The following is a 21,424-nucleotide window of genomic DNA, read 5'->3' as shown; positions in this document are numbered from 1 at the left end:
TGGACTGGAGCGAAAAGCCGAGCCTTTTGCGCGCACTGTGGCAGTTCTGCGCCACGATCGCGCAGGTGCCGCTTCACCGGCCTCTCAAAGAGAGAATCGGACGCCGCGCCAAGGCCGGCCACAGAAAATGCCGCAACCCTATCTGGCGCTGGTCGGCGTATAGCCGAAACGGCGACGAAAGCAGCGATTGAAATACGATACATCGCTGAACCCGCTCGTCATCGCGATATCGCTGACCCGCATGTCGCTGTGTCTCTGAGAGAGCATCCTATGGGCGCTCTGCAACCGCAGTTCGAGAACGCGCTCGGAGAAGCTCACTCCGGTTTCCTGAAGGAGATCATGGACGTAGCGCGCCGACAGGCCGAGCTGTTGCGCGACACCTTGGGCGGAGATGCCAGGATCGGCGAAATCCTCGGCAATCGTTGCCAGGATCGCCTCCAGCCTGGCGGCGCGCAGGCCGCGAAGGCCGACCAATTCGGCAGCCCGGCCTTTCGCCCCGGTCACCAGGCCGATCAGGTCCACGATCGTGTCCGTCGCATGGGTTATGAGATCGGCCGAGGCGAGCGGGCTGCCGCTTTCAAGAAGCTCGCAATAGCGCTTGAGAAGATCGAGGGCTTCGTTGTCGGCGCCGATCTTCAACCCCAGCCGGTCGTCGATCTGCGGGAAGGCGCGCATGAGGACCGCGCGTGGGACCACCACATTGGTCCAGATATTGCTGTCGGCACCGGTCATTTTCAGCGCCTCCGAGGCCGTGACGAGGACCGCTTCTCCCCGACCGACGGCATATTCGCGGCCGACCTGCACGCCCGACAAGAGGGTGTCGGCCTTGTTGATCAACAGCAAATAGCCGTCATTGTCGTCCTCGGCGATGTTGCTCGCCTTCCTTGTCGCCTGCTTGATCGTTCCGGACATCTGACCGAGAACCAGTGAACCGACAGCCGTGGCTTCGATCGAGGCCTCGAAGGGCAGGTTTTCCGATATGCCGTATTCCACCGACCAGATTTCCGCGACGTGGATGTCCTGCCACAGGGAAAATCGCTCGCGTTCGCCAAGATGCGGCGGCAACTGAGCCGATGAAAACACCGTCTTTCGCGACAATGGAAAACCTCGATAAAGTATCCGCGCTTAAAAAATACCGATCGCCATACTTTCAATCGGCAGAATAACCGGCAACAGTGGCGGCTGGCGTCAAGCAATCGAGTTGAATCCTAATCGAGATCGGCCAGGAGTGGCGTCATCCAAAAGTATGACGCCACAAAATTCTCCGAGGCGAGATCGCAGTGTGTCTGGAGGCGTGGTGGAGAGGCTGAGCAGCGAAGTCCTTGGTTCCATTATCGGCGATATCTACGATTGCGTTTTGAACCCGGAAGGCTGGGCCGGGGTCATGACCCGGATCACGACGGCCATGGACGCGGCCTATACAACCATCGCGCTCGCCAGCACCGCCGACAATCATGGCCGCTTCGCCGCTCAATCGCCCTGGGATCCCGTGCAAATGCGCGTGCTCCAGGACTATGACTTTGATGCAATTCCCGGTCTGAAGACGGCGGTCATCGGCGACGTCGACACGCCCGTCGCGACGCTGTCGCTGATGAGCGAAGCCGAACTCGGGCAGACGGCATTTTTTCAGAATTGGGCCAAACCGCAGGGATTGCGCGAAGCCTGCATCACCAAATTCGTCCACACATCGGACCGGATCGGGCTCATGGGTTGCACCACATGGGCCGACAGGGGGATCATATCAGCCGAGGACCAACATTTCCTGGCGTTGCTCTCGCCGCATCTGCGCCGTGCTTCCCTGATCGGAGACCTGCTCGACCAGGCTCGCGTTACCGCCAGCCTTTACCGCCAGGCGCTCGACAATCTCGCAGTGCCTGTCGTGCTTGCCGGCGCCAACGGGGCCATCCTCCATGCCAATGGCGCTGCCGAACGGATGTTGTCGGCGCAAGGTCCGATTCTTTCCAGGAACGGCCTGCTCCAGGCGCAGAATCCGGCGGTCGCCCGCGCCCTGCTGGAAGCGATCGCCAGCGCCGCGAACGCAGATGCTTCGCTTGGCGCCCGGGGCATAGGACTGCCGGTCTCGGCCCCAGGCCGGCCGGCCGCTGTCGCCTATGTGCTGCCGCTGACCGAAGGAACCGCGCGCGCGGCTTTCCGGCCGGCATGCGCGGCTGTCTTCATATCGACCACAACGTCGGCTTCTCCTCTCCCGGAGGCCGTCCTGACCACGCTGTTCGACCTTACGCCCGCGGAGGCGCGGGTCCTGCTGCGGATCGGCAGCGGATTGTCGGCGTCGAAGAGCGCTTTGTCGCTCAGCATCGGCGAAAACACCTTGAAGACACACCTCAATCGTATCTTCGCCAAAACCGGGACGAGACGCCAAGCCGATCTCGTCAAGCTCGTCTCGGACATAGGCACGCCCCTGGCAGCGCATTGAGGCTGAAGGCGTAGTCCGCAGCGCGAGATCGGCTCACCGCCTCCAGAGCGGCTCCGGCGCGAAGCGCTCGCTCGCCGGGATCGGGCCTGGCCGCCCCCCTCTGGCCTGCCGGCCATCTCCCCCTCAAGGGGGGAGATTGCTCGCTTCCACCGCTCAGATCAGCTTCTCCAGCGTGATCGGCAAATCGCGGACGCGCTTCCCCGTCGCGTGGAACACCGCGTTGGCGATCGCCGGCGCCACGCCGACGATGGGCAGTTCGCCGACGCCCTTGCCGCCGAGCACCGAGGAGTGCGGGTCGGGGATGCCGACCGAGATCACCTCGATGTCGGGAATGTCGGCATTGGTCGGCACCAGATAGTCGGCGAGGTTGTTGTTGACGATGCGGCCGTGGCGGCGGTCGATGATGCCTTCTTCCAGCAACGCCTGGCCGATGCCCATGATGATGCCGCCCTTCCACTGGCTTTCCGCCAGCTTCGGATTGTAGAGCCGTCCCGAATCCAGCGCCGACACGACGCGCGAGACGCGCACCGTGCCGAAATCCTCGTCGACCCGGACCTCGATGAAATGCGCGCACCAGGAGTGACGGGAATAGTCGCCTTCGGTGTGCGGCAGCGCCATGGCGATGGTGGTGTAGTTCTTGTAGCGGTCCTCGGCGCTCGAATTGGCCGGCATGGTGTCGCCTGTCGCCTCGATGCGGTCGCGGCCGATACTTTTGAGGAGCTCGGCGATCGACACATCGGGGCCGTCGCCACGCGGTGCGGTGATGCGGCCATTGGCGACGACCAGCGTGTTGGCCTGCAGCGCATGGAAGGGCGAGCGCGGGTCGCTGATCGCCAACCCGACCAACTGGTCGAGCGCCGAGGTGGCGGCCTTGTAGACGGCACCGGTCATGACGCCGGCCAGGCGCGAGCCGCCTGCGACGCCGGCGCGGGGAAAGCGGGAATCGCCCAGCTTCACCACGACGTCGTCGGCCGGCACGCCCACCGTCTCGGCCGCCGTCTGCGCCAGGATGGTGTAGGTGCCCTGGCCCATGTCGATCGAGGAGCTTTCGACCTCCACCGAGCCGTCGGCCAGGATGCGCACGATCGCCTCGCCATAGGCGCGCCGCACCGGATAGGTACCGGCGGCCACGCCCCAGCCGATCAGCTGGTTGCCGTCGCGCATCGAACGCGGCTCCGGTGAGCGCCTGGCCCAGCCGAAGCGCTCGGCGCCCGTGGCAAAAGCCTCGCGCAACTGCCTGGTGGACCAGGCTTTTTTCACTTCCGGGTCCTGCTCGGCATAGTTCCGCAGCCGGATCTCCAGCGGGTCGATGCCAACCTCATAGGCGAGCTCGTCGATGGCGCTTTCGATGCCGAAGGCCGAAGGGTTCTCGCCCGGCGCGCGCATGGCGCCCGGCACCACGGAATTCACCCGCACGACGTTCTGCCGGGACGAAAAGTTCGGCGTCGCGTACATGATCGAGGTAACCGAGGCCAACGGCTCCACCCACATGCCATCGATCGACGTTTCATTGACGCCGCGATGCACGATCGACTGGATTTTTCCTTCCGCATCCGCGCCGAGCGCCACCGTCTGGCGCGTCGCGGCGCGGCCGCCATAGCCGGTGAAGGTCTGCGGGCGCGTCATCACCAGGCGCACCGGCCGGCCGAGCATTTTGGCTGCACTCGCGGCAACCGCGCCGTGGCCGAGCGCCAGCGCCTTGGAGCCGAAGCCGCCGCCGATATAGGGCGAGACCAGCCGCACATTCTCGAACGGCACATCGAACCACTCGGCATAGGTGCGCGCCATCCCATCGAGCCATTGGCTCGGCTCCCACACGGTGAGCCGGTCGCCCTCCCAGCGGGCGATCAGGCCGTGCGGCTCCATCGGCGCCTGGTATTCGCGCGGCGTGTTGTAGGCGGCGCAGATCCGGACCGGGGCGGACGCAAAGGCAGCCTGCGCGTCGCCCCATTCCTTGGTCATGGCCTCGATCGGAATGCCGTCGCCGGCTTTGGCATCGTTGAGGTCGACGATGGCCGGCGTCTCGTCATAGTCGACCTTGACCAGGGCCGCTGCCGCAACCGCCTGCTCGAAGGTTTCCGCGACCACGGCGGCGATATGCTGGCCCGAAAAGCTGATGTCGCGCGCCAGCGGGCAATAAGGCTTGTCGGGCGGGGGCGTGCCGAACCAGTCCGACGCGGTTTTCAGGGCCATGATGGTGTCCGGCGTCAGCACTTGCAGCACGCCGGGCGCCGCCTCAGCCTGCGCCGTATCGATGGCGCGCACCTTGCCGGACGCGATCGTGCTGTCGACCAGCACGCCATAGGCCAGGTCTTCGAGCTGCTGTTCGACGGCGTATTTGGCCGCGCCGGTGATCTTGGCCGGGCCGTCGACGCGCGACAGCCGGCCTCCGACGGCTTGTGCCAGCACGCCGTCGGAGGCGTCGCCATGTCTTGCGATGTGAACGGTCATGCCGCTTCTCCCAGTTTGAGGATCGCTCTGGCCACCACGCGCGGCGCGAGCTCGATCTTGTAGTGGTTGGCGCCATGGTCGACGGCGCCCTCGACGGCGAGCAGGCTGGCCGCGCGGACAACCTCAGGCTCCAGCACCTTGCCTTTAAGCGCCTCTTCCACGGTGCGCGCCCGCCAGGGCTTGGTGGCAACGCCGCCGAGCGCGACGCGCAGGTCGCGGACGGTGCGCCCGTCGGCCTCGAGTTCGAGGCCGACGGCGGCACTGGCGGCGGCGAACTCGTAAGACTGCCGGTCGCGGACCTTCACGTAGCTCGAGCGGCGGGCGGCGGCGGATCCCGGGATTTCGATGGCGGTGATCATCTCGCCCGGTTCGATCGCGTGTTCCTTCTGAGGCGTGGTGCCGGGCAGCAGGAAAAAGTCGTCGACCAAGACGCGGCGTTCTCCGAGATGGACCACCGCATCGAAGGCGACCAGCGCGGTGGCGAGGTCGCCGGGATAGGTGGCGATGCAGGCCTCGCTGGTGCCGAGCACCGCATGGCCCCTGGTGACGCCGCCGATCGCCGAACAGCCGCTGCCGGGCTCGCGCTTGTTGCAGGCGGCAAAATTCGAGGGATCGCGGAAATAGGGGCAGCGTGTGCGCTGCATCAGATTGCCGCCGACGGTCGCCATGTTGCGGAGCTGCGCCGAAGCCGCCTGCCACAGCGCCTCCGAGACGGCGGGAAAGCCGCCCTTGATGCCGGCGTGGTCGGCGACATGGCTCATCCTGGCGAGCGCGCCGATGACGGCGCCGCGCTCGTCGATCTCGATGGTATCGAGCCCCTTGAGATGGCTGATGTCGACCAGGCTATCGGGCTCGGCGACGCCGCATTTGGCGAGGTCGATCAGCGTCGTGCCGCCGGCCAGCAGCATGGCGCCGGGCAGGGCGGCCGCTTGGCGTGCGGCGTCGACCGAGGCGGCGCGAAGATAGGAAAAATCCCTCATGACGCGGCCTCCAGCGCTGCCTGGCGCACGGCGGCGATGATGTGCGGATAGGCGCCGCAGCGGCAGAGATTGCCGGCCATGTATTCGCGGATCTCGTCATCGGAGCCGGCATGGCCTTCGCGGATGCAGGCGACCGCCGACATGATCTGGCCAGATGTGCAATAGCCGCACTGGAAGGCGTCCTGATCGAGGAAGGCAGCCTGCACGGGATGCAGTTCGCCCTCCCGTGCAAGCCCCTCTATGGTGGTGACGGTGCGGCCTTCGGCCTGTGCCGCCAGCGTCAGGCAAGCCAGCACGCGCTCGCCGTCGACATGCACCGTGCAGGCGCCGCACTGACCGTGGTCGCAGCCCTTCTTGGTGCCTGTCAGGCCGAGGCGGTCGCGCAAGGCGTCGAGCAGTGTGACGCGCGGTTCGAGGTCCAGCGTATGCGGCTGGCCGTTGATATCGAGATGGACGGGGATTGTGGTGTTCGTCATGGGCGTCTGGCTCCAGTTGCTTGACGCTGAGGGAAATGAAGTGGTGTCGGGGCGGGGAAGGGCAAGGCGCAATGTGGTCAGCTTGGCCGATCTCCCCCCGCAAGGGGGGAGATTACGCTCTTCGGCGCCTTCACCAGTCCCTGACGGAAATCGGCTTTGGCTTGCAAGCTTTCAGCACGTGACATACCGGTTCCCCTGATTATATGATAAAGGTGCTCCACTAAAGCGGAGGCGCCTCCGTTTATTACGTGGGGGCTGACCCGATGGGGTTCAAGCCCCATATTTCGACAGTGGAGAAAAAATTGGCCGCAGAGCCGTCCGCCATCCCCGACCAGAAGACAGCAGAGGCCAAGCCGCTGCGCGCCGACGCGCAGCGCAACCGCGACCGGCTGGTCGAGGTGGCGGCCTCGGTCTTCGCCGAGCGCGGGATCGACGCCTCGCTGGAGGAGATCGCGCGCCGCGCGGGCGTCGGCATCGGCACGCTCTACCGGCATTTCCCGACACGCGAGCACCTGGTCGAGGTGGTCTACCGCCGCGAGGTGGAGGGGCTGTGCGCGGCCGCCGGCGAACTGGCGGCAAAGCATCCGTCTGACGTGGCGCTGGAAGAATGGATGCGGCGCTTCGTCGACTATATCGCCACCAAGCGAGGGCTTGCGACCAGCCTGCGCATCCTGTTGACGGCGAATGCCAATCTCTATTCCGACACGTCGGGTCGGGTCTCGGCGGCGTTGCGGCAATTGGTCGAGGCGGCGGTGGCCGAGGGCACCATCCGTGGCGATGTCGACGCGTCCGACGTGCTGCACGCGCTGGGCGGCATCTATTCGGCGCCCGACACCCCGGATTGGCGCGATCGCTCGCGCCGGCTGGTCCGGCTGCTGATGGACGGATTGCGGTTCGGCGCCGCCAAGGCTAGGTGAGGGCGACTGGAGACTGGCCTGCGGCTAGCGGGCACGTCCGCGATTTGGGGGCATCTTATGTATGTGGGCCGTTCCTACAAGGTGATGGATTTCGCGCTCTGGTCGCGGCGCAGCGTCATCTACATGGTGGTGGTGAGCGGACTGGCGGTGGCCGCCTACCGTTTTCCCGGACTTGCCGGGTTCTCGGTGCCGTGGTCTGTCGTGCTGGTGCTCGGCACCACGGTGTCACTGGTGGCCGGCTTCAAGAATTCGCAGGTGTTTACCCGCAGCGGTGAAGCGCTGCAGGCGTTTGCGCAAATCACGGCCAGCAGCCGGTTGTGGTCCAATTTCTGCAGGGACTTCACCGACGCCCCGACAGCGAAGCAACTCATCTATCGCCACATCGCCTGGATGACGGCGCTGCGTTTCGCGCTGCGGCGGCCGATGCCATGGGAATCCATGGCGCGGGCCGCCAATATCGAATACCGGCGGCGTTACCATGTCCAGGAGGATACGGGCTCGATTGCCGACGAATTGCGGCCGTTGCTGGGCGAGCAGACCGGGGGCGTCCTGAAATCGCCCCGCCCGGCGATCGCCTTGCTCGAAATGCAATCGGTGCAGGTCAACGGCTTGTTCAAGGACGCCAAAATTCCTCCGCAGATCTATGGCGAACTGACAAAACTCATCCGCGACTTCCACGACCAGCAGGCGCGCTGCGACCGCATCAAGAACAATCCCTATCCCCGCCAATACGCCATCGTCAGTTCCATGTTCGTCATGATCTTCTGCACGCTGTTGCCGTTCGGCGTCGTTCCGGTCTTCGCCGAGATGGGCAAATTCGGCGGGGCGCTGGGCTCGATCGCGATCTGGCTGACGATCCCGTTCAGCACGCTGCTGGGCTGGGCATACATGTCGCTCGACCAGGTCGGCGAGAGCAGCGCCAACCCTTTCGAGGGCAACGCCAACGATGTGCCGATTTCGCAGATCTGCCGCGACATCGAGATCGAGATGCGGACCGGGCTCGGCGAGGTCGACCTTCCCGCGCCATTGCTGCCTGTCAACGACATCGCGACGTAAACGCCAGCGCGCTTGGCGGCGATGAGCAGGGCGAACGGCCGGCTTCATTGCGCCTGGGCGGCGCGCCGCTCCGCCGTCGAAGCGTCAGGTCTTTTCGGGCGTGCACCAGGGGCAGCCCTTGGCGGGTTGCGACGGCTCGTCGCCGCGCCGTGTCGGCTCCGCCTCGATCGGCTCCCGTGTGTCGGGACCGTGCGTCTCACTCGTCCGTGTCATGGTTCTTCTCCTTGATGGGTTGCATCGGCGATTCAAACTGGTTTGCGCAATGCTCTGTTTTTGCAGAGTTTTCTCCAAGCGCTTTGCTTTCTCCCGGCCCGCCTGCCTGTTGGAAATCACGCGCAGCCAAGGCGCCAGATGGAAGGCGCTCATCAGCAGGTACATGGCCGGCATGCCGGTGAGCGGCGAAGAGGTGCCCATGCACAGCATCGCCGCATCGCCGCCGAAGATGCCGGCCAGCAGCGCCATCAGGGCGAAGGTCGGCGCGGCGGCGAGGCCCAGCCAGTCGGCGATGCCGAGGCGGGCCGCGTCCTGATCGGGACCGGGGCGGGCGCCTGTATGGAGGTCGCTCATGTCTTTCTCCTCGGTTGCGCATTGGCGCCACCCCGGAAAGCTGCAGCGGTTCTGGGAAAGCTGCCGCCTTGCGAAGAGCGTCCGGCCGCGCTTGCGTGGAGCCGGCGCTCTAGCCAGGCTCTACTGGGCGTCCTTGTTGCGGAACGCCGCCTCGCCGGCAGCAGACACTTCGTCCCATTTCCTGTCCGGCGCGGTGTCGGCGTCGTAGTTGTCGCTCCAGTTCCACCATTTGTAGGTCGGGGTCTGCGGATAGCCTTCGGGCGAGTCCTCCCAGACCTCCTGGCGGCCGAGCGGCGTGGCATCAAGGTAACTCCAGACGGTGCCCATCGCCTCGTCGCCGCGGTTGTTGATCAGATAGGTGCGGAAGATGCGGTCCTTGTCGCGGATGAAGATGTTGTGGCCGTGCCATTCGTCGACGCCGAAGTCTTTGTCGAAGCTGTCGGTGATTGTGTACCAGGGCATTGCCCAGCCCATCCGCTTCTTCAGCCGCGCAATGTCGGCCTGCGGCGCGCGCGAAGCGTAGGCCAGCGTGGTGTCGCGGGCGTTGAGATGGGCGAGGTTAGAGACCTGGTCGGCGCCCAGCGAGCAGCCGCGGCAGGCGTGATCGGGCCAGCCATACACACCGGGCTCGAAGAAGGCGCGGTAGACGATCAACTGGCGGCGGCCCTCGAACAGGTCAAGCAGGCTCGCCTTTCCGTTGGGTCCTTCGAACGTGTAGTCCTTCTCGACGGCCATCCACGGCATGCGGCGGCGCTCGGCGGCCAACGCATCCTTGGCGCGGAGCGTCGCCTTCTCCTTTACGAGCAACTGCTGGCGCGCCGCCTCCCATGCTTGCTGGGAAACGATCGGCGGTGTGTGCATTTGCTTGGTCATGGCTTTTGCCTCGCTGTTCCGGTTTGATGTGACGGGACTGACATAGCGCCGGACAGCGGGATGGTGAGAGTTACAAGTATGGCGGGATTCGCCGTGGCGGGATTTTGATGGATTCGCTGATCACGGCCGCGGGGCTGTTGCTGGCGGCGGGTGATCCGCTCGGCGCGCTCGACCGCGTGGCGTTGCGCGAGGACGCGCCGGCGCTGGCGCTGCGCGGCATCGCCATGGCGCAGCTCGGCGATCTCGACCGGGCCAGGGCTCTGCTGCGGCGGGCGGGGCGCACCTTCGGGCCGAGGGAAGCGGTGGCGCGCGCCAGATGCGTCATCGCCGAAGCCGAGATCGCGCTGGTTTCGCGCGACCTCGGCTGGCCGGCCAAGGCGCTCGACGCGGCGCGGGCGACGCTGGAAAAGCAAGGCGACCGGCTGAACGCCGCGCATGCGCGGCACCTGGAAGTGCGATTCCTGTTGCTGATCGGCCGTCTCGACGAGGCCGAGCAGGTGCTGGCCGGGCTCGATGCGACGCCGTTTCCGCCGGCTTCGCGGGCCGCGCACGAGCTGGTCGTCGCCGGCATCGCCATGCGGCGCCTCAGGACGAAGACCGCGCGCGCGGCACTCGAGCGGGCCCGCCACGCCGCATGGCGGGCCGGCATTCCCGGACTGATGGCCGAGGTCGACAGCGCGTTCCGGGTGCTGGCAACGCCGGCGGCGCGGCTGATCGCGAACGGCCAGGAGCATCCGCTGCTGCTCGAGGAAGTCGAGACCTTGCAGGCATCGGAAGCGCTGGTGGTCGACGCTCTTCGTCATGTCGTGCGCGGGCAGGGCGCGCTGGCCTCGCTGGCGACGCGCCCGGTGCTGTTTGCGCTGGCGCGCGCGTTGGCCGAGGCCTGGCCCGGCGACATGCCGCGTGCGGCGCTCATCGCCAGGGCCTTCGGCGGCAGGCACGCCGATGAATCGCATCGCGCCCGGCTGCGGGTCGAGATCGGCCGGCTGCGCGCCGAGCTGCGCGGGCTGGCCGACATCCAGGCGACGAAGCGCGGTTTTTCGCTGGCGCCGAAACGGGGCGGCGAAGTGGTGGTGCTGGCGCGGCCTCTCGAGGAGCGGCATGCGGCAGTGCTCGCCTTCCTCGCCGACGGCGAAGCCTGGTCGAGCTCGGCACTGGCGCTGGCGCTCGCATCCAGCCAGCGCAGCGTGCAGCGCGCGCTGGAGCAGCTTGCCGAGACCGGCAAGGTGCAATGGTTCGGCCACGGCCGGGCGCGCCGCTGGATGACGCCGCCGGTGGCGGGTTTCACGACCACCTTGTTACTCCCGGCGCCGTTGCCGAACGGCTAGGAATGGATCACACGATCAAGGGTGAGGATGAAGACATGAAACATGCGGCGGCCGAAATCCTGCGTGAATACGGCCCCTTTGCGGGCGTGGACAGCGTGCATGGGGTGAGCTTCGATGGGCAGAACGTCTGGTTTGCCTCGGGCAAGCGGCTCACCGCCTTCGACCCGGAGAGCGGGCAGGCGGTGCGCTCGATCGATGTCGCCGCGCATGCCGGGACGGCCTATGATGGCCAGTACCTCTACCAGCTCGCCAAGGACCGGATCCAGAAGATCGATCCCGGCACCGGCGCGGTGCTGTCCACCATTCCGGCGCCCGGCGGCGGCGGCGATTCCGGCCTCACCTGGGCCGAGGGCACGTTGTGGGTGGGGCAGAACCGCCAGCGCAAGATCCACCAGATCGACCCTGAGACCGGGGCGATCCTGCGCGTCATCGAATCCAACCGCTTCGTCACCGGCGTGACCTGGGTCGATGGCGAGCTGTGGCACGGCACCTGGGAAGGCGACCAGAGCGATGTGCGGCGCGTCGACCCGGAGAACGGAGACGTGCTGGAACGGCTCGACATGCCGCCCGGCAAGGGCGTGTCGGGGCTCGAATCCGACGGCGGCGACCGCTTCTTCTGCGGCGGCGGCCCGGGCGGCGTGGTGAGGACCGTGCGCCGACCGAAATGAGGGCTGATCTTTGCGGTGAGCTCACGTGCCGACGCCTGCGGACAAGCGACAGGAGCATCGTCTGTGTCGATCACAGATTCGGCAATTTGTCCGCCGCCGGCTGGCCGTTGCCCGATGCCGGGCCTAGATAGGCTGGACCATCTTCGCAGAGGACCAGACCATGCCTGAACAGATTTCGTTGAACGACGGCTCGACCATTCCCCGGCTCGGCCTTGGCGTGTGGCAAGTCGATCCCGCTATCACCGCCAAGGTGGTGGGTTGGGGGATCAAGGCCGGCTATAGGCTGATCGACACCGCCGAAGGCTACCAGAACGAGAAGGGCGTCGGGGAGGCGATCCGGGGCGCGGGCGTGCCGAGGGGCGAGCTGTTCATCACCTCGAAGCTGCGCAACGGCGCGCACCAACGCGATGCCGCATTGCGCGCCTTCGACGATACGATGGACAAGCTCGGTATCGAACAGATCGACCTGTTCCTCATCCACTGGCCGGTGCCCAGCCAGGACAAATATGTCGAGGCCTGGCAGACATTGGTCGAGCTGCAGAAAGCCGGCCGGATCAAATCGGTCGGCGTGTCGAATTTCAACCGGGATCACCTGGAGCGCATCATCGGCGAAACCGGCGTCACGCCAGCCGTCAACCAGATCGAGCTGCATCCGCGTTTCCAGCAGCGCGAGATCAGGGAGTTCCATGCCCGGCACAACATCCACACCGAAAGCTGGAGCCCGCTCGGCAGCGGCAGGCTGCTCAGCGACGCGACCATAGCAGGCATCGCCGCAAAGCACGGCAAGTCCGCGGCGCAGACGATGATCCGCTGGCACCTCCAGGAAGGGCTGATCGTCATCCCGAAATCGGTTCACCAGGACCGCATATCAGCCAATTTCGACGTCTTCGATTTCGAACTGGACGCGCAGGACCTGAAGGCCATCCGCGGCATGGATTCAACCGACGGCCGCGTCGGGCCGAACCCTGCGACGGCGGCGTTCTTGTTTTGAGGCCACCAACGTTTTTACTCTACGGCGCCCCCCTCTGTCCTGCCGGACATCTCCCCCACGAGGGGGGAGATTGGCAGCTTTGGCTCCGGCGCTACATTCTTCAACGTTGAAGATTGGCGAAAGCATTCGCGACAGCCGATCTCCCCCCTTGTGGGGGAGATGCCCGGCAGGGCAGAGGGGGGCTGTCCCGCCGGCGTCTCAGGAGATCAGCAGCTTCAGTGCCTCAAATCCCCGAGCCGTCCAGCTGCTGGGCGTCGTCGCCTTCCCAGGGCGAGGGCATGGAGGCGCGGGCGAGGTTGGCCGAGGGCATCGGCATCCAGCATTTCAGCTCCGGCTCGGCATATTCGACGATGCGGCCGGGCGAGGAGTCCGACGCGCGCCAGCCTTCTTCGCCGAACTGGTCGCCATCCGACCAATAGGCGAGGTCGACTTCCGCCGGCCCCTGCTCGGACGGCCGGACCGTGACGAGGATCCGGCTGCCGTCCTTGGGCGCGCTTGACATGTGGCGCCAGCGGTCGGGCTCATCCATCGCTCATCCTCCTCGAGATCCATTGCCATGCTTCGAGAGGGATAGTCGCCTCGCGTCCGGAAGCGGTCAACCCGGACTTTTCGCAAAACCGGTCCTTGCGGTCGCGACCGCATTGTCGGATTCGATCGGCGCTATCCGTCCTTGGCGTGCATGCCGCAACAAGGAGCGAGGCGATGGCGAGTGACAAGGTCGGGCCGAAACCGCACGGGGCGGACGCGGAGATGAAACTGTTCTTCAGCCGCAACCCCAATCCGCGCCTGGGAGTCGCGGTGGCCCGTCACCTCGGGGCGAAGGTCGCGTTCGAATTCGCTTCGCCTATGGCGCCGGGCCAGGCGGAGCGGTTCCGTCCGCTCAATCCCAATCTTTCCCTGCCCTTGCTGGCCTGGCCTGGAGGGAGCCTCTGGGAAGCGGACGCCATAGCCTGCCGGCTTTCGCGCGACATGGGTTCGGATTTCTGGCGCGCGGGCGACGACGAACCCGAGATGATCCGTTGGCTGAGCTGGGGCAAGGAAGAGTTCGTCAGGGCCTGTGACATCGTGCATTTCGAGCGCGGCACCAAGCAGCGCTATGGCATCGGTCCGATCGACGCGGAAAAGGTCGCGGAGGGACTGGAACAGTTCCACAGGACGGCGCCGATCCTCGAGGCGGCACTTGGCCGGCGGCCATGGCTGGCCGGGACTTCGGTTTCCTATGCCGATTTCCGCATGGCGACGTTCCTGCCCTTCAACGACGCCGCCCGCTTGCCGCTCGGCGACTATCCCGAGATCGAGCGCTGGTATCGCCGGCTCGAAGAGATCGAGGCCTGGCGCGATCCGTTCCAGGGGCTGGACGCGCCCGCATTGGCGCCGGTCCCCGGACGGTGATGCCCGCGTGAGACGACGCGGGAGCGGCCGACCAGGCTTCAGGATTTGATTCGCGATTCCGCTTCAACTGCTTGTTTTCACATCCATCCGAAACGATTGCGCGCTTGTCATGCGATCGTTCAGCCGGTCCGAGGTTCGCATCAGGCAGGCAGCATTCGCACAACTGTGCGCAACGCCCAACCGGCGGCCATCGGCGCTCGACGCTTTGCAATCGGATTGATAAGTCCCTCTGCGAAGGAGCGGCTGAGTCTGACATGACCGTTGCGATCGAGATGGGACAGACGACCGCCGGCGCGCCGGCGGCGCTGGACCTTGAGGAACTGCTGGCGACGCGGCTTTTGGTGCAGGGCAATTCGGGCTCCGGCAAATCTCATTTGTTGCGCCGGCTGCTGGAGCAGAGCGCGCCCTGGGTGCAGCAGACCATCATCGACCCCGAAGGCGACTTCGTGTCGCTGGGCGAACGCTTCGGCCATCTGGTGATCGATGCCGAGGAACATACCGAGCGCGGGTTGCAGAGCGCCGGCGAGCGGGCGCGCATCCACCGCGTCTCCACGGTGCTCAATCTCGAAGGGCTCGACGCCGAGAACCAGATGCGGCGCGCCGCCGCCTTCCTCGGCGGGCTGTTCGAGGTGGCGCGCGACCATTGGTATCCCATGCTGGTGGTGGTGGACGAGGCGCAGCTTTTCGCGCCGGCGGTGGCCGGCGAGGTTTCCGACGAAGCGAGAAAGCTTTCGCTCGGCGCCATGACCAATCTGATGTGCCGCGGGCGCAAGCGCGGGCTTGCCGGCATCATCGCCACGCAGCGCCTTGCCAAGCTTGCCAAGAATGTCGCGGCGGAGGCTTCCAATTTCCTCATGGGCCGCACCTTTCTCGACATCGACATGGCGCGCGCGGCAGACCTGCTTGGCATGGAGCGGCGACAGGCGGAGGCCTTTCGCGACCTGGAGCGCGGGCATTTCATGGCGCTGGGCCCGGCATTGTCGCGCCGCCCGCTCGGCCTGCGCATCGGCCCGACGGATACCAGCCCGCGCAACGGCACGCCGCGCCTGATGCCGTTGCCGGAAGCGGCATTGGAGGACGCCCGCGCGATCATCCTGGCGGCACCGCCGCCGGAGGCCGTGCGGCCGCAGCGGCGGGTGACATCGCCGGACCTGCTCGACCAGCTGATGGCGGCGAAGTCCGCGGCGCTGGAGATCCGCCCCGAACCGGCCGAGCCGGCGCCCAGCGCCGAGGACCTGGCGGAGCGGCGCGAGCGGATGGACCGCATCCTGCGCGCCATATTGGCGGAGCCCGACGCGGGCTTCCGCGTCATCGGCGTGCTCTACCAGGAGTTCGTGGTGCGCTGCCGCATCGAGGGGCTGGCGTCGGTCGTGCCCGATCTGCAGGAGTTCCGCCGCATGCTGACGCGCGCCCGCGCCGGCGTGGGTTCCGATATGGCCGAGGACGATGCGTGGCGCGACGTCTCCGTGCGCGCCTCGCTGCTGCCCGAGGACATGCAGGGCGTGTTCATGATGATCGCCCGCGCGGCAAAGGAAGGCTGGCCCTGCCCGAGCGACGCCGCGATCGCCCGCGCCTATGGCTCGCACTCCATGCGCCGCGCCCGGCGCCTGCTCACCTACATCGAGGAGCAGGGCCTGATCGTGTGCCAGCTCGACGGCACCGGCCGGCGCACCGTGACGCTGGTGGAACTCGCCTGGGCGACGGCGCCGGGCGACCCCAATGCGGCGCCGGGCGATCCCAATGCCGAGGAGGCGGAGCAGGGCAGCCTGGCGCTGTGATGGCGTGGGCGGGACGGTTGCGGTTGTCCACTGGAACATAACGAGAACATGTGATACTCTATCGCATCGGTGAGTCTTGCGCGGTACGGTCGAGGGCGATGGGAAAAATTTCACAGATTCGCGGGTCGAAATTGCCTGCCGTCTTGCGCTCGGTGGCTGATGCATTGCGAGCGGCGCGCGCGGAGCTGTCGAAGGCCCGCCTTCTGGCACGCGCATGGTGCGAGACGATCGACGAATGCGACCGCGAAACCTATGCGGTTTCGCTGACCCGGCGCGCTCTGGAGGCCTTGTCGGCGGCCCTCGGCATTTCTCCGGCGATCTGCCCCTCGCTCGCCTTCGAAACGGAAGCGCTGGACGAGCCGGCCTCCGCGCTTGCGCACAGCATCGGAGAGACCGCCGCGCGGCTGCCGATCCTCGAAGCGCTGCATCTCGTCACCAGCCTCTATCCGGTCCTGCTGCCGACCAGGGAGCGCGGTGAGCGCGGTGCCTTCTACACGCCGCCGGCGCTGGTCAACCGCCTGCTCGACCAGGCCGAGGAAGAGGGCCTGGACTGGCGCAGCGCGCGGGTTCTCGATCCCGCCGCCGGCGGTGGGACGTTTCTGTTTCATGCCGCGCACCGCATGATCGCCGCGCTCGGCGATTGCGAGCCCGCCTTCGCGCTCAGCCATGTCGGCACCAGGCTTGCCGGTTTCGAGCTCGATCCTCTCGCGGCGCGGCTGGCGCAAGGCGCCCTGGAGATCGCGCTCGCCGATATCGCGACCATGGCCGGGCGCGCCGCCCCGGCCATGGTGACGGCCTGCGACACGCTTGAAGCCGATCCGGAACCCGTCTTCGATCTCGTCGTCGGCAATCCGCCCTATGGGCGGGTCTCGCTGCCGTCGCAATTGCGCGAGCGCTATGCGCGCGGCCTCTACGGGCACGCCAATCTCTACGGCGTTTTCACCGATGCCGCGCTGCGCTGGACCAAGCCTGGCGGCCTCATCGCCTTCCTGACGCCGACAAGCTTTCTCGGCGGCCAATACTACTCGGCGCTGCGCAGCCTTCTGGCCAAGGAGGCGCCGCCCGTCGCGATCGACTTCGTGCATGCGCGGCGCGGCGTTTTCGAGGATGTGCTGCAGGAGACGCTGCTTGCCGTCTACGTCAACGGCGCCGAGCCGCGGCGCGCGCAGATCCACTACCTGACCGTCGCCTCCGAGACCGAGGCCGGGATTGCCCGCAACGGCACGATTGGCTTGCCATCCGACCGCGCCATGCCCTGGCTTGCGCCGCGCACGCCGGAGCACAGCCGGCTCATCGCCCGGGCCGAGACGATGACGCATCGCCTCGTCGACTGGGGCTATGGGGTCTCGACCGGCCCGCTGGTCTGGAACCGCTTCAAGGGTCAATTGCGCGATCGCGCCGGCGGCAAGGGGGTGCATCCGTTGATCTGGGCCGAAGCCGTGACCGCCGACGGCCAGTTCGCCTATCGCGCGCGCAAGAAGAACCACGCCCCTTACTTCAAGCTGGAGGCCGGCGACGGCTGGCTGCTTGTCGAGGCGCCCTGCATCCTCGTCCAGCGCACCACCGCCAAGGAACAGGCCCGGCGCCTGATTGCCGCCGAACTTCGCCAGGAATTCATCGATGCGCATGGCGGCGTCGTCGTCGAAAACCATCTCAACATGGTCCGCGCGACCGGCAGCACGAAGGTGCCGGCGGCGGTCGTGGCGGCGCTTTTGAACAGCCGTGTCGTCGATGATCTTTTCCGCTGCATCAGCGGCAGCGTCGCCGTTTCCGCCTTCGAGCTCGAAGCGCTGCCGCTGCCGCCGCCCAAGAGCACCAGCACGTTGGCGAAGCTCGTCGCAGCCGGTGCGACGCGCGAAAAAATCGAGGCGGAATGCAGCCGCCTCTACGGTGAGCCTGCATGACGGCACGGCCGCCCTATGCGACGCGCGATCTTGTCGCCGGGCGCTTGCCGCTGATCTTTCCGGAGGGCACGCCGAACCGCATCTATTGCATCCGCGAACTTGCCGCCAGCACCGTGTTCGCCGCTCTCTACATCGGCGCCGTCGAGGGTTCGGGGCGGTTCCTGGGCCCTGTCCATGTTTATCGCATGACCCGCGAGCAGGCGGCGCTGGCGGACGATGCAGATCGGGATGCCTACGCCGCAACCGTCCTGCGCAAGAACGGCGCCGTCGCGGGCTCGCGCTGGTACGCGGACAATACGCGCGAGCCCATCCGCGACGAGACGCTGCGGGACGGGTTGGTGGCGATCGGCGCCGTGCTGCGTCGCGAGGATCTGCCGACGACCTCGGGCCAGCCCCGCTACGCGCTGAGGGCGGCGTTTGCAGCCCTGTTCGACCCGGCGCTGGAAGGCGAGGCGCTGGAAACCGCCATCGCGGAGTTCCAGGAAACGCATCTCAGCAAGGGCGCGCTGGCCCGCGTGACCATCATGCGCGCCGGCGCTGTCGCCAACACCGCCGGCATCCGCGTCACGTTTCCGAACGGCGACACCAGGCTTTTGGCGCCGGGACCGAGTTCGGTCATCGCGCAAGCCGTCATCGAGGTGTTCGCCAAGCGGTTTCTCGCCGCCCCTGCCATGTTGTGGCTGAGCGAGAGCGGCAACAAGGTGGTCCTGCGCGACGACGCCATCGCCAGTGCGATCGGCCTCAAGATCGAGGCCGACAGGAACTTGCCCGACATCATCCTCGCCGATCTCGGCCGCAAGGAGCCGTTGATCCTGTTCGTGGAAGTGGTGGCGACCGATGGCGCGATCACGGATCGCCGGCGCGATGCCCTCCATGCTGTCACGGACGCGGCCGGTTTCGACCGAAAACAGATCGCGTTCCTGACCGCCTATCAGGATCGCCAGTCCGCCGGCTTCAAGAAGACCGTCGCGCAGCTTGCCTGGGGCTCGTTCGCCTGGTTCGTCTCCGAACCCGGCCAACTCCTCGTGCTTCATGACGGCGCGGCCGACGGGCGTCCATTCGGCAGCTTGCCTTGGACAGTGATGTAATAACGCTTCCCCAGCGTCACTAGGACAGCCGGTCGATACACGGATTATCCGGTGTTGCGCTCCGTTGGCGGCCTAGCCTGCTATGTTTAATGTTGGAGTTATTGTATAGGAATAAGGTCTGGCGAATAGCACTTCGTTTGTTGGGAACGAGTAGCATTTCGTTTGATGGCGAGGGGAGCGCCAAACGATGAAGTTCAACTTCGATGGACCTCCAGTGGATGAATCCGAGGCTGACATCCCGCTCGCCTGCCAGCGCCAATTGTTGCCTCTCGTGGGCGAAATCGTCGAGGCGGCTGTCGCAGCCGGCTGGGACAAGGATGATGTGCTTCTGGCTTTTGTGGAACTCGCGTGGGATCTCTACGAAAAAGGTCGCGGGGACCCGCAATAGACAGCCGTGAACGACTGGCTCCGCGCCGCGCCGTTGCGTGCCACTGATGCCGAACAACGCTGTCGAACCATGGGGCCGACACAGCCTCGCATGTGAACTCTTCCTTCGTGACCGATGCGTTGCCGGCTTACGCCCGGGCCGACGAATCCGGAAGCGAAGATGCGTCAAGGCTCTTAGCTATTGACAGAAATGCTGCTGAACTTCCTCGACGATCAGTTCTTCTTTCTTATCTCGAATAAAGAATTTTCTTTGCGCGTGGAAGTTCTTTTCAATTCGAGGCGTGTGCGTTACGTTGATTCCGGGTCAGGGGAAGGGGATACCAAGCGGCGGTGTGAGCCGGCTGAGGCAACACGTATGAAACATGCGGGCGGGGCTCGGGAAAGCGGCGATTCCCAGGGCGTCGATCAAGAGCGGACAGCTCGATACGTCCTGGATATCATTCCGGAAAGTGCTGGTCCCAGAAGAGCCACCGCCCGCGGAAGCGTCATCTATTCCGTCCGCAGTCCGGGATCGCAGAAATTCCTGGCCAGGGAGCATTCCACGGGGATTGTGCTGAGGCCGGCACGCAAGCTGAGAGCCTCGCTCGGCAGTGACAGGATCACGCAGTACGATGCGCCGGTCGGCTGTCTCGTCGTCAATCCGGCGGGCGTCGACAGCACGCTGGCCTGGTCGCAGACCAGGGAGAACGCCGTCGTTTCGATCTCTCCCGAAGCGCTGTCCGAACTGGCGGCCCATGAGTTCGACCTCCCGGACGTCAAGCTCGAGCCGCCCGCGTTCGGCACGGTTGACCTGAGGGCGCTCAACATAGCCCAGATGATCACTGCCGAACTGACCGACAGGCTGCCGCCGAACGAGCTCTATCTGGACTCGCTGCTGACGGTGTTCGGGGTGCATCTGCTGCGCGGTTATACGGGTCGCAAGAGGCAGGCCGCGTCGCCCAAAGGCGGGCTCTCCGCCGTTGGCGCCCGACGCGTGCGAGAGTATCTCGACCAGAACTTCGTGCGGAAAGTCATGGTCGCCGAGCTCGCGTCGGTCGCGGGGGTGTCACCAAATCATTTCATAGCAAGGTTCGCCGGGACATTCGGCATGCCGCCGCATCGGTATCTGATCAACCTGCGCCTCGACCTCGCGGAAAAGCTGCTGGCCGGCGGAGAGTTGCCGATTGCCGAAGTCGCCTACCTTGCCGGATTTTCGGATCAGAGCCACCTGGCCGCGACCATGAAGAGATACAGGGGAAGGACGCCAGGCGGGCTGGTGACGCTTTCCGCAGGAATTGAAAGCCCGACCATGGCAAAGTAGCAACAGCTGCCGGCCAGCGATCCAAGACCGGAATTTCCTACAAGGCTTCCGGAGTTTTTCAAAATACGTCCGTCACCACCTGTGCCCCAAGCTTTGCTGGAGTCATTTGGAATGCCATTCAGTTCGCGCATTGCTTGCCATCCGGCCGGATCGATCACATGAGCGGGGTTGGCGATGCGGGCCCGCTTCGATCAATCACGAATTGTTTTTCAGGGGAACGGGGAGGGAGGCCTCGGGTTGAAGTTCATCTGGGAAATATCGGGAGGCCGAAAAATGCCGGGCGATGATGGTCCCCCCGGATCGGTATCCGGAGCCAATCCGGCCCGGCAGCCGCTGCTCAACGTGAAGGGCGGGCTTTCCGTCCGCAGTGCGCGCAAGGTGCAGGAGTTCCTGAACGAGAACTTCTCGCGCAAGCTGGCGCTTGCCGAAATGGCCGCCGTCTGCGGATTTTCATCGTACCACTTCGTGCGCGCCTTCTCCAAGACGTTCGGCATGCCGCCGCATCAATATGTTCTCGATCTCAGGCTGGACTTCGCGGAAAGACTTCTTGCCGACAGCCGCATGACCATCGCCGACATCGCCCATCTCAGCGGGTTTTCGAGCCAGAGCCACTTCACCACCATGATGAAGAAATACCGGCAGATGACGCCGATGCAGGCGCGGGCGGGCAAGTTTAACGCAAAGATTAGATGAAGCCGCGCTCTCGTCATTATTTGATTACTTGATTTTAAAGCAGTTGCTAAGGTAACGAGCCGTTAACCTCCGCGTATATGCTCGTATCTTTTCTCACAAGACAGCAATTTCGTGAAATACTGCGAAGGGGAATCATGTCTT

At 65.6% G+C, this 21,424-nt stretch carries 19 protein-coding genes and 1 pseudogene; 13 read left to right on the top strand and 7 right to left on the bottom strand.

Annotated features, from left to right (window positions below; genetic code table 11):
• Positions 1 to 138: 138 nt before the first annotated feature.
• Positions 139 to 1,098 (bottom strand): AraC family transcriptional regulator, encoded by a 960-nt coding sequence (locus FJ951_RS16835; RefSeq protein WP_140516087.1) that lies wholly within the window; start codon positions 1,096 to 1,098, stop codon positions 139 to 141.
• 199 nt (positions 1,099 to 1,297) lie between these two features.
• Here FJ951_RS16835 and FJ951_RS16830 point away from each other — a divergent pair, with 199 nt between their 5' ends.
• Complete coding sequence (locus FJ951_RS16830) at positions 1,298 to 2,434, top strand: helix-turn-helix transcriptional regulator (RefSeq protein WP_140516085.1); 1,137 nt, start codon at positions 1,298 to 1,300, stop codon at positions 2,432 to 2,434.
• Between the two features lie 153 nt (positions 2,435 to 2,587).
• On the opposite strand, the gene FJ951_RS16825 is transcribed toward FJ951_RS16830, so the two are convergent.
• Genes FJ951_RS16825 through FJ951_RS16815 form a run of 3 tightly spaced genes read right to left on the bottom strand, consistent with a single transcriptional unit; the run spans position 2,588 to position 6,341 of the window.
• Positions 2,588 to 4,885 carry a xanthine dehydrogenase family protein molybdopterin-binding subunit gene (locus tag FJ951_RS16825; RefSeq protein WP_140516083.1) on the bottom strand — a complete coding sequence of 766 codons (2,298 nt, stop codon included), beginning with the start codon at positions 4,883 to 4,885 and terminating at the stop codon, positions 2,588 to 2,590.
• On the bottom strand, positions 4,882 to 5,865 hold the full coding sequence (locus tag FJ951_RS16820) for a xanthine dehydrogenase family protein subunit M (protein WP_140516081.1): 984 nt from the start codon (positions 5,863 to 5,865) through the stop codon (positions 4,882 to 4,884). The genes FJ951_RS16825 and FJ951_RS16820 overlap by 4 nt, the downstream gene beginning before the upstream one ends.
• A complete protein-coding gene (locus FJ951_RS16815) occupies positions 5,862 to 6,341 on the bottom strand; it encodes a (2Fe-2S)-binding protein (protein ID WP_140516079.1) in 480 nt (159 codons plus the stop codon). Before FJ951_RS16815 ends, FJ951_RS16820 begins: the two co-directional genes overlap by 4 nt.
• A 302-nt stretch (positions 6,342 to 6,643) precedes the next feature.
• Between FJ951_RS16815 and FJ951_RS16810 the strand changes: the two genes are divergently transcribed.
• Both FJ951_RS16810 and FJ951_RS16805 read left to right on the top strand, forming a co-directional pair.
• A complete protein-coding gene (locus tag FJ951_RS16810) occupies positions 6,644 to 7,258 on the top strand; it encodes a TetR/AcrR family transcriptional regulator (RefSeq protein WP_140500115.1) in 615 nt (204 codons plus the stop codon).
• Between the two features lie 57 nt (positions 7,259 to 7,315).
• A complete protein-coding gene (locus FJ951_RS16805) occupies positions 7,316 to 8,314 on the top strand; it encodes a bestrophin family ion channel (protein WP_140516077.1) in 999 nt (332 codons plus the stop codon).
• Between the two features lie 312 nt (positions 8,315 to 8,626).
• Here FJ951_RS16805 and FJ951_RS16800 read toward each other — a convergent pair.
• Positions 8,627 to 8,881, bottom strand: a pseudogene (locus tag FJ951_RS16800) (hypothetical protein); the annotation flags it as partial.
• Between the two features lie 120 nt (positions 8,882 to 9,001).
• Positions 9,002 to 9,754 carry a DUF899 domain-containing protein gene (locus tag FJ951_RS16795; protein ID WP_140516075.1) on the bottom strand — a complete coding sequence of 251 codons (753 nt, stop codon included), beginning with the start codon at positions 9,752 to 9,754 and terminating at the stop codon, positions 9,002 to 9,004.
• A gap of 107 nt (positions 9,755 to 9,861) precedes the next feature.
• On the opposite strand from FJ951_RS16795, the gene FJ951_RS16790 reads away from it, so the two are divergent.
• From FJ951_RS16790 to FJ951_RS16780, 3 genes are all read left to right on the top strand, one after another.
• Complete coding sequence (locus FJ951_RS16790; protein ID WP_140516073.1) at positions 9,862 to 11,082, top strand: helix-turn-helix domain-containing protein; 1,221 nt, start codon at positions 9,862 to 9,864, stop codon at positions 11,080 to 11,082.
• 35 nt (positions 11,083 to 11,117) lie between these two features.
• Positions 11,118 to 11,750, top strand: a complete 633-nt coding sequence (locus tag FJ951_RS16785; RefSeq protein ID WP_140516071.1) for a PQQ-binding-like beta-propeller repeat protein — start codon at positions 11,118 to 11,120, stop codon at positions 11,748 to 11,750.
• A 160-nt stretch (positions 11,751 to 11,910) separates the two neighbouring features.
• The gene (locus FJ951_RS16780) at positions 11,911 to 12,741 is read left to right on the top strand and encodes an aldo/keto reductase (RefSeq protein ID WP_140516069.1); all 831 of its coding nucleotides are present in this window, start codon (positions 11,911 to 11,913) and stop codon (positions 12,739 to 12,741) included.
• Between the two features lie 223 nt (positions 12,742 to 12,964).
• Here the strand turns inward: FJ951_RS16780 and FJ951_RS16775 are convergent, their stop codons facing one another.
• On the bottom strand, positions 12,965 to 13,270 hold the full coding sequence (locus tag FJ951_RS16775; protein WP_140500102.1) for a hypothetical protein: 306 nt from the start codon (positions 13,268 to 13,270) through the stop codon (positions 12,965 to 12,967).
• A gap of 221 nt (positions 13,271 to 13,491) precedes the next feature.
• Between FJ951_RS16775 and FJ951_RS16770 the strand changes: the two genes are divergently transcribed.
• From FJ951_RS16770 to FJ951_RS16740, 7 genes are all read left to right on the top strand, one after another.
• Positions 13,492 to 14,133 (top strand): glutathione S-transferase family protein, encoded by a 642-nt coding sequence (locus FJ951_RS16770; protein ID WP_140516305.1) that lies wholly within the window; start codon positions 13,492 to 13,494, stop codon positions 14,131 to 14,133.
• 254 nt (positions 14,134 to 14,387) lie between these two features.
• Positions 14,388 to 15,911 (top strand): ATP-binding protein, encoded by a 1,524-nt coding sequence (locus tag FJ951_RS16765; RefSeq protein ID WP_140516067.1) that lies wholly within the window; start codon positions 14,388 to 14,390, stop codon positions 15,909 to 15,911.
• 131 nt (positions 15,912 to 16,042) lie between these two features.
• Complete coding sequence (locus tag FJ951_RS16760) at positions 16,043 to 17,815, top strand: N-6 DNA methylase (protein WP_246671741.1); 1,773 nt, start codon at positions 16,043 to 16,045, stop codon at positions 17,813 to 17,815.
• On the top strand, positions 17,812 to 18,903 hold the full coding sequence (locus FJ951_RS16755) for a BsuBI/PstI family type II restriction endonuclease (RefSeq protein WP_140516063.1): 1,092 nt from the start codon (positions 17,812 to 17,814) through the stop codon (positions 18,901 to 18,903). Before FJ951_RS16760 ends, FJ951_RS16755 begins: the two co-directional genes overlap by 4 nt.
• 187 nt (positions 18,904 to 19,090) lie before the next feature.
• Positions 19,091 to 19,291 (top strand): hypothetical protein, encoded by a 201-nt coding sequence (locus FJ951_RS16750; protein ID WP_140500096.1) that lies wholly within the window; start codon positions 19,091 to 19,093, stop codon positions 19,289 to 19,291.
• Between the two features lie 189 nt (positions 19,292 to 19,480).
• Positions 19,481 to 20,590, top strand: coding sequence for an AraC family transcriptional regulator (locus tag FJ951_RS16745; protein WP_246671746.1), 1,110 nt, complete (start codon positions 19,481 to 19,483; stop codon positions 20,588 to 20,590).
• Positions 20,591 to 20,764: 174 nt separating this feature from the next.
• Positions 20,765 to 21,283 carry an AraC family transcriptional regulator gene (locus FJ951_RS16740; RefSeq protein WP_140500094.1) on the top strand — a complete coding sequence of 173 codons (519 nt, stop codon included), beginning with the start codon at positions 20,765 to 20,767 and terminating at the stop codon, positions 21,281 to 21,283.
• The last annotated feature ends 141 nt before the right edge of the window (positions 21,284 to 21,424 follow it).

The sequence above is a fragment of the Mesorhizobium sp. B2-2-3 genome (assembly GCF_006442405.1).
Taxonomy (GTDB): domain Bacteria; phylum Pseudomonadota; class Alphaproteobacteria; order Rhizobiales; family Rhizobiaceae; genus Mesorhizobium.
Note: the sequence above shows the minus strand (reverse complement) of the source record. Positions and strands in the feature narration are given on the sequence as shown.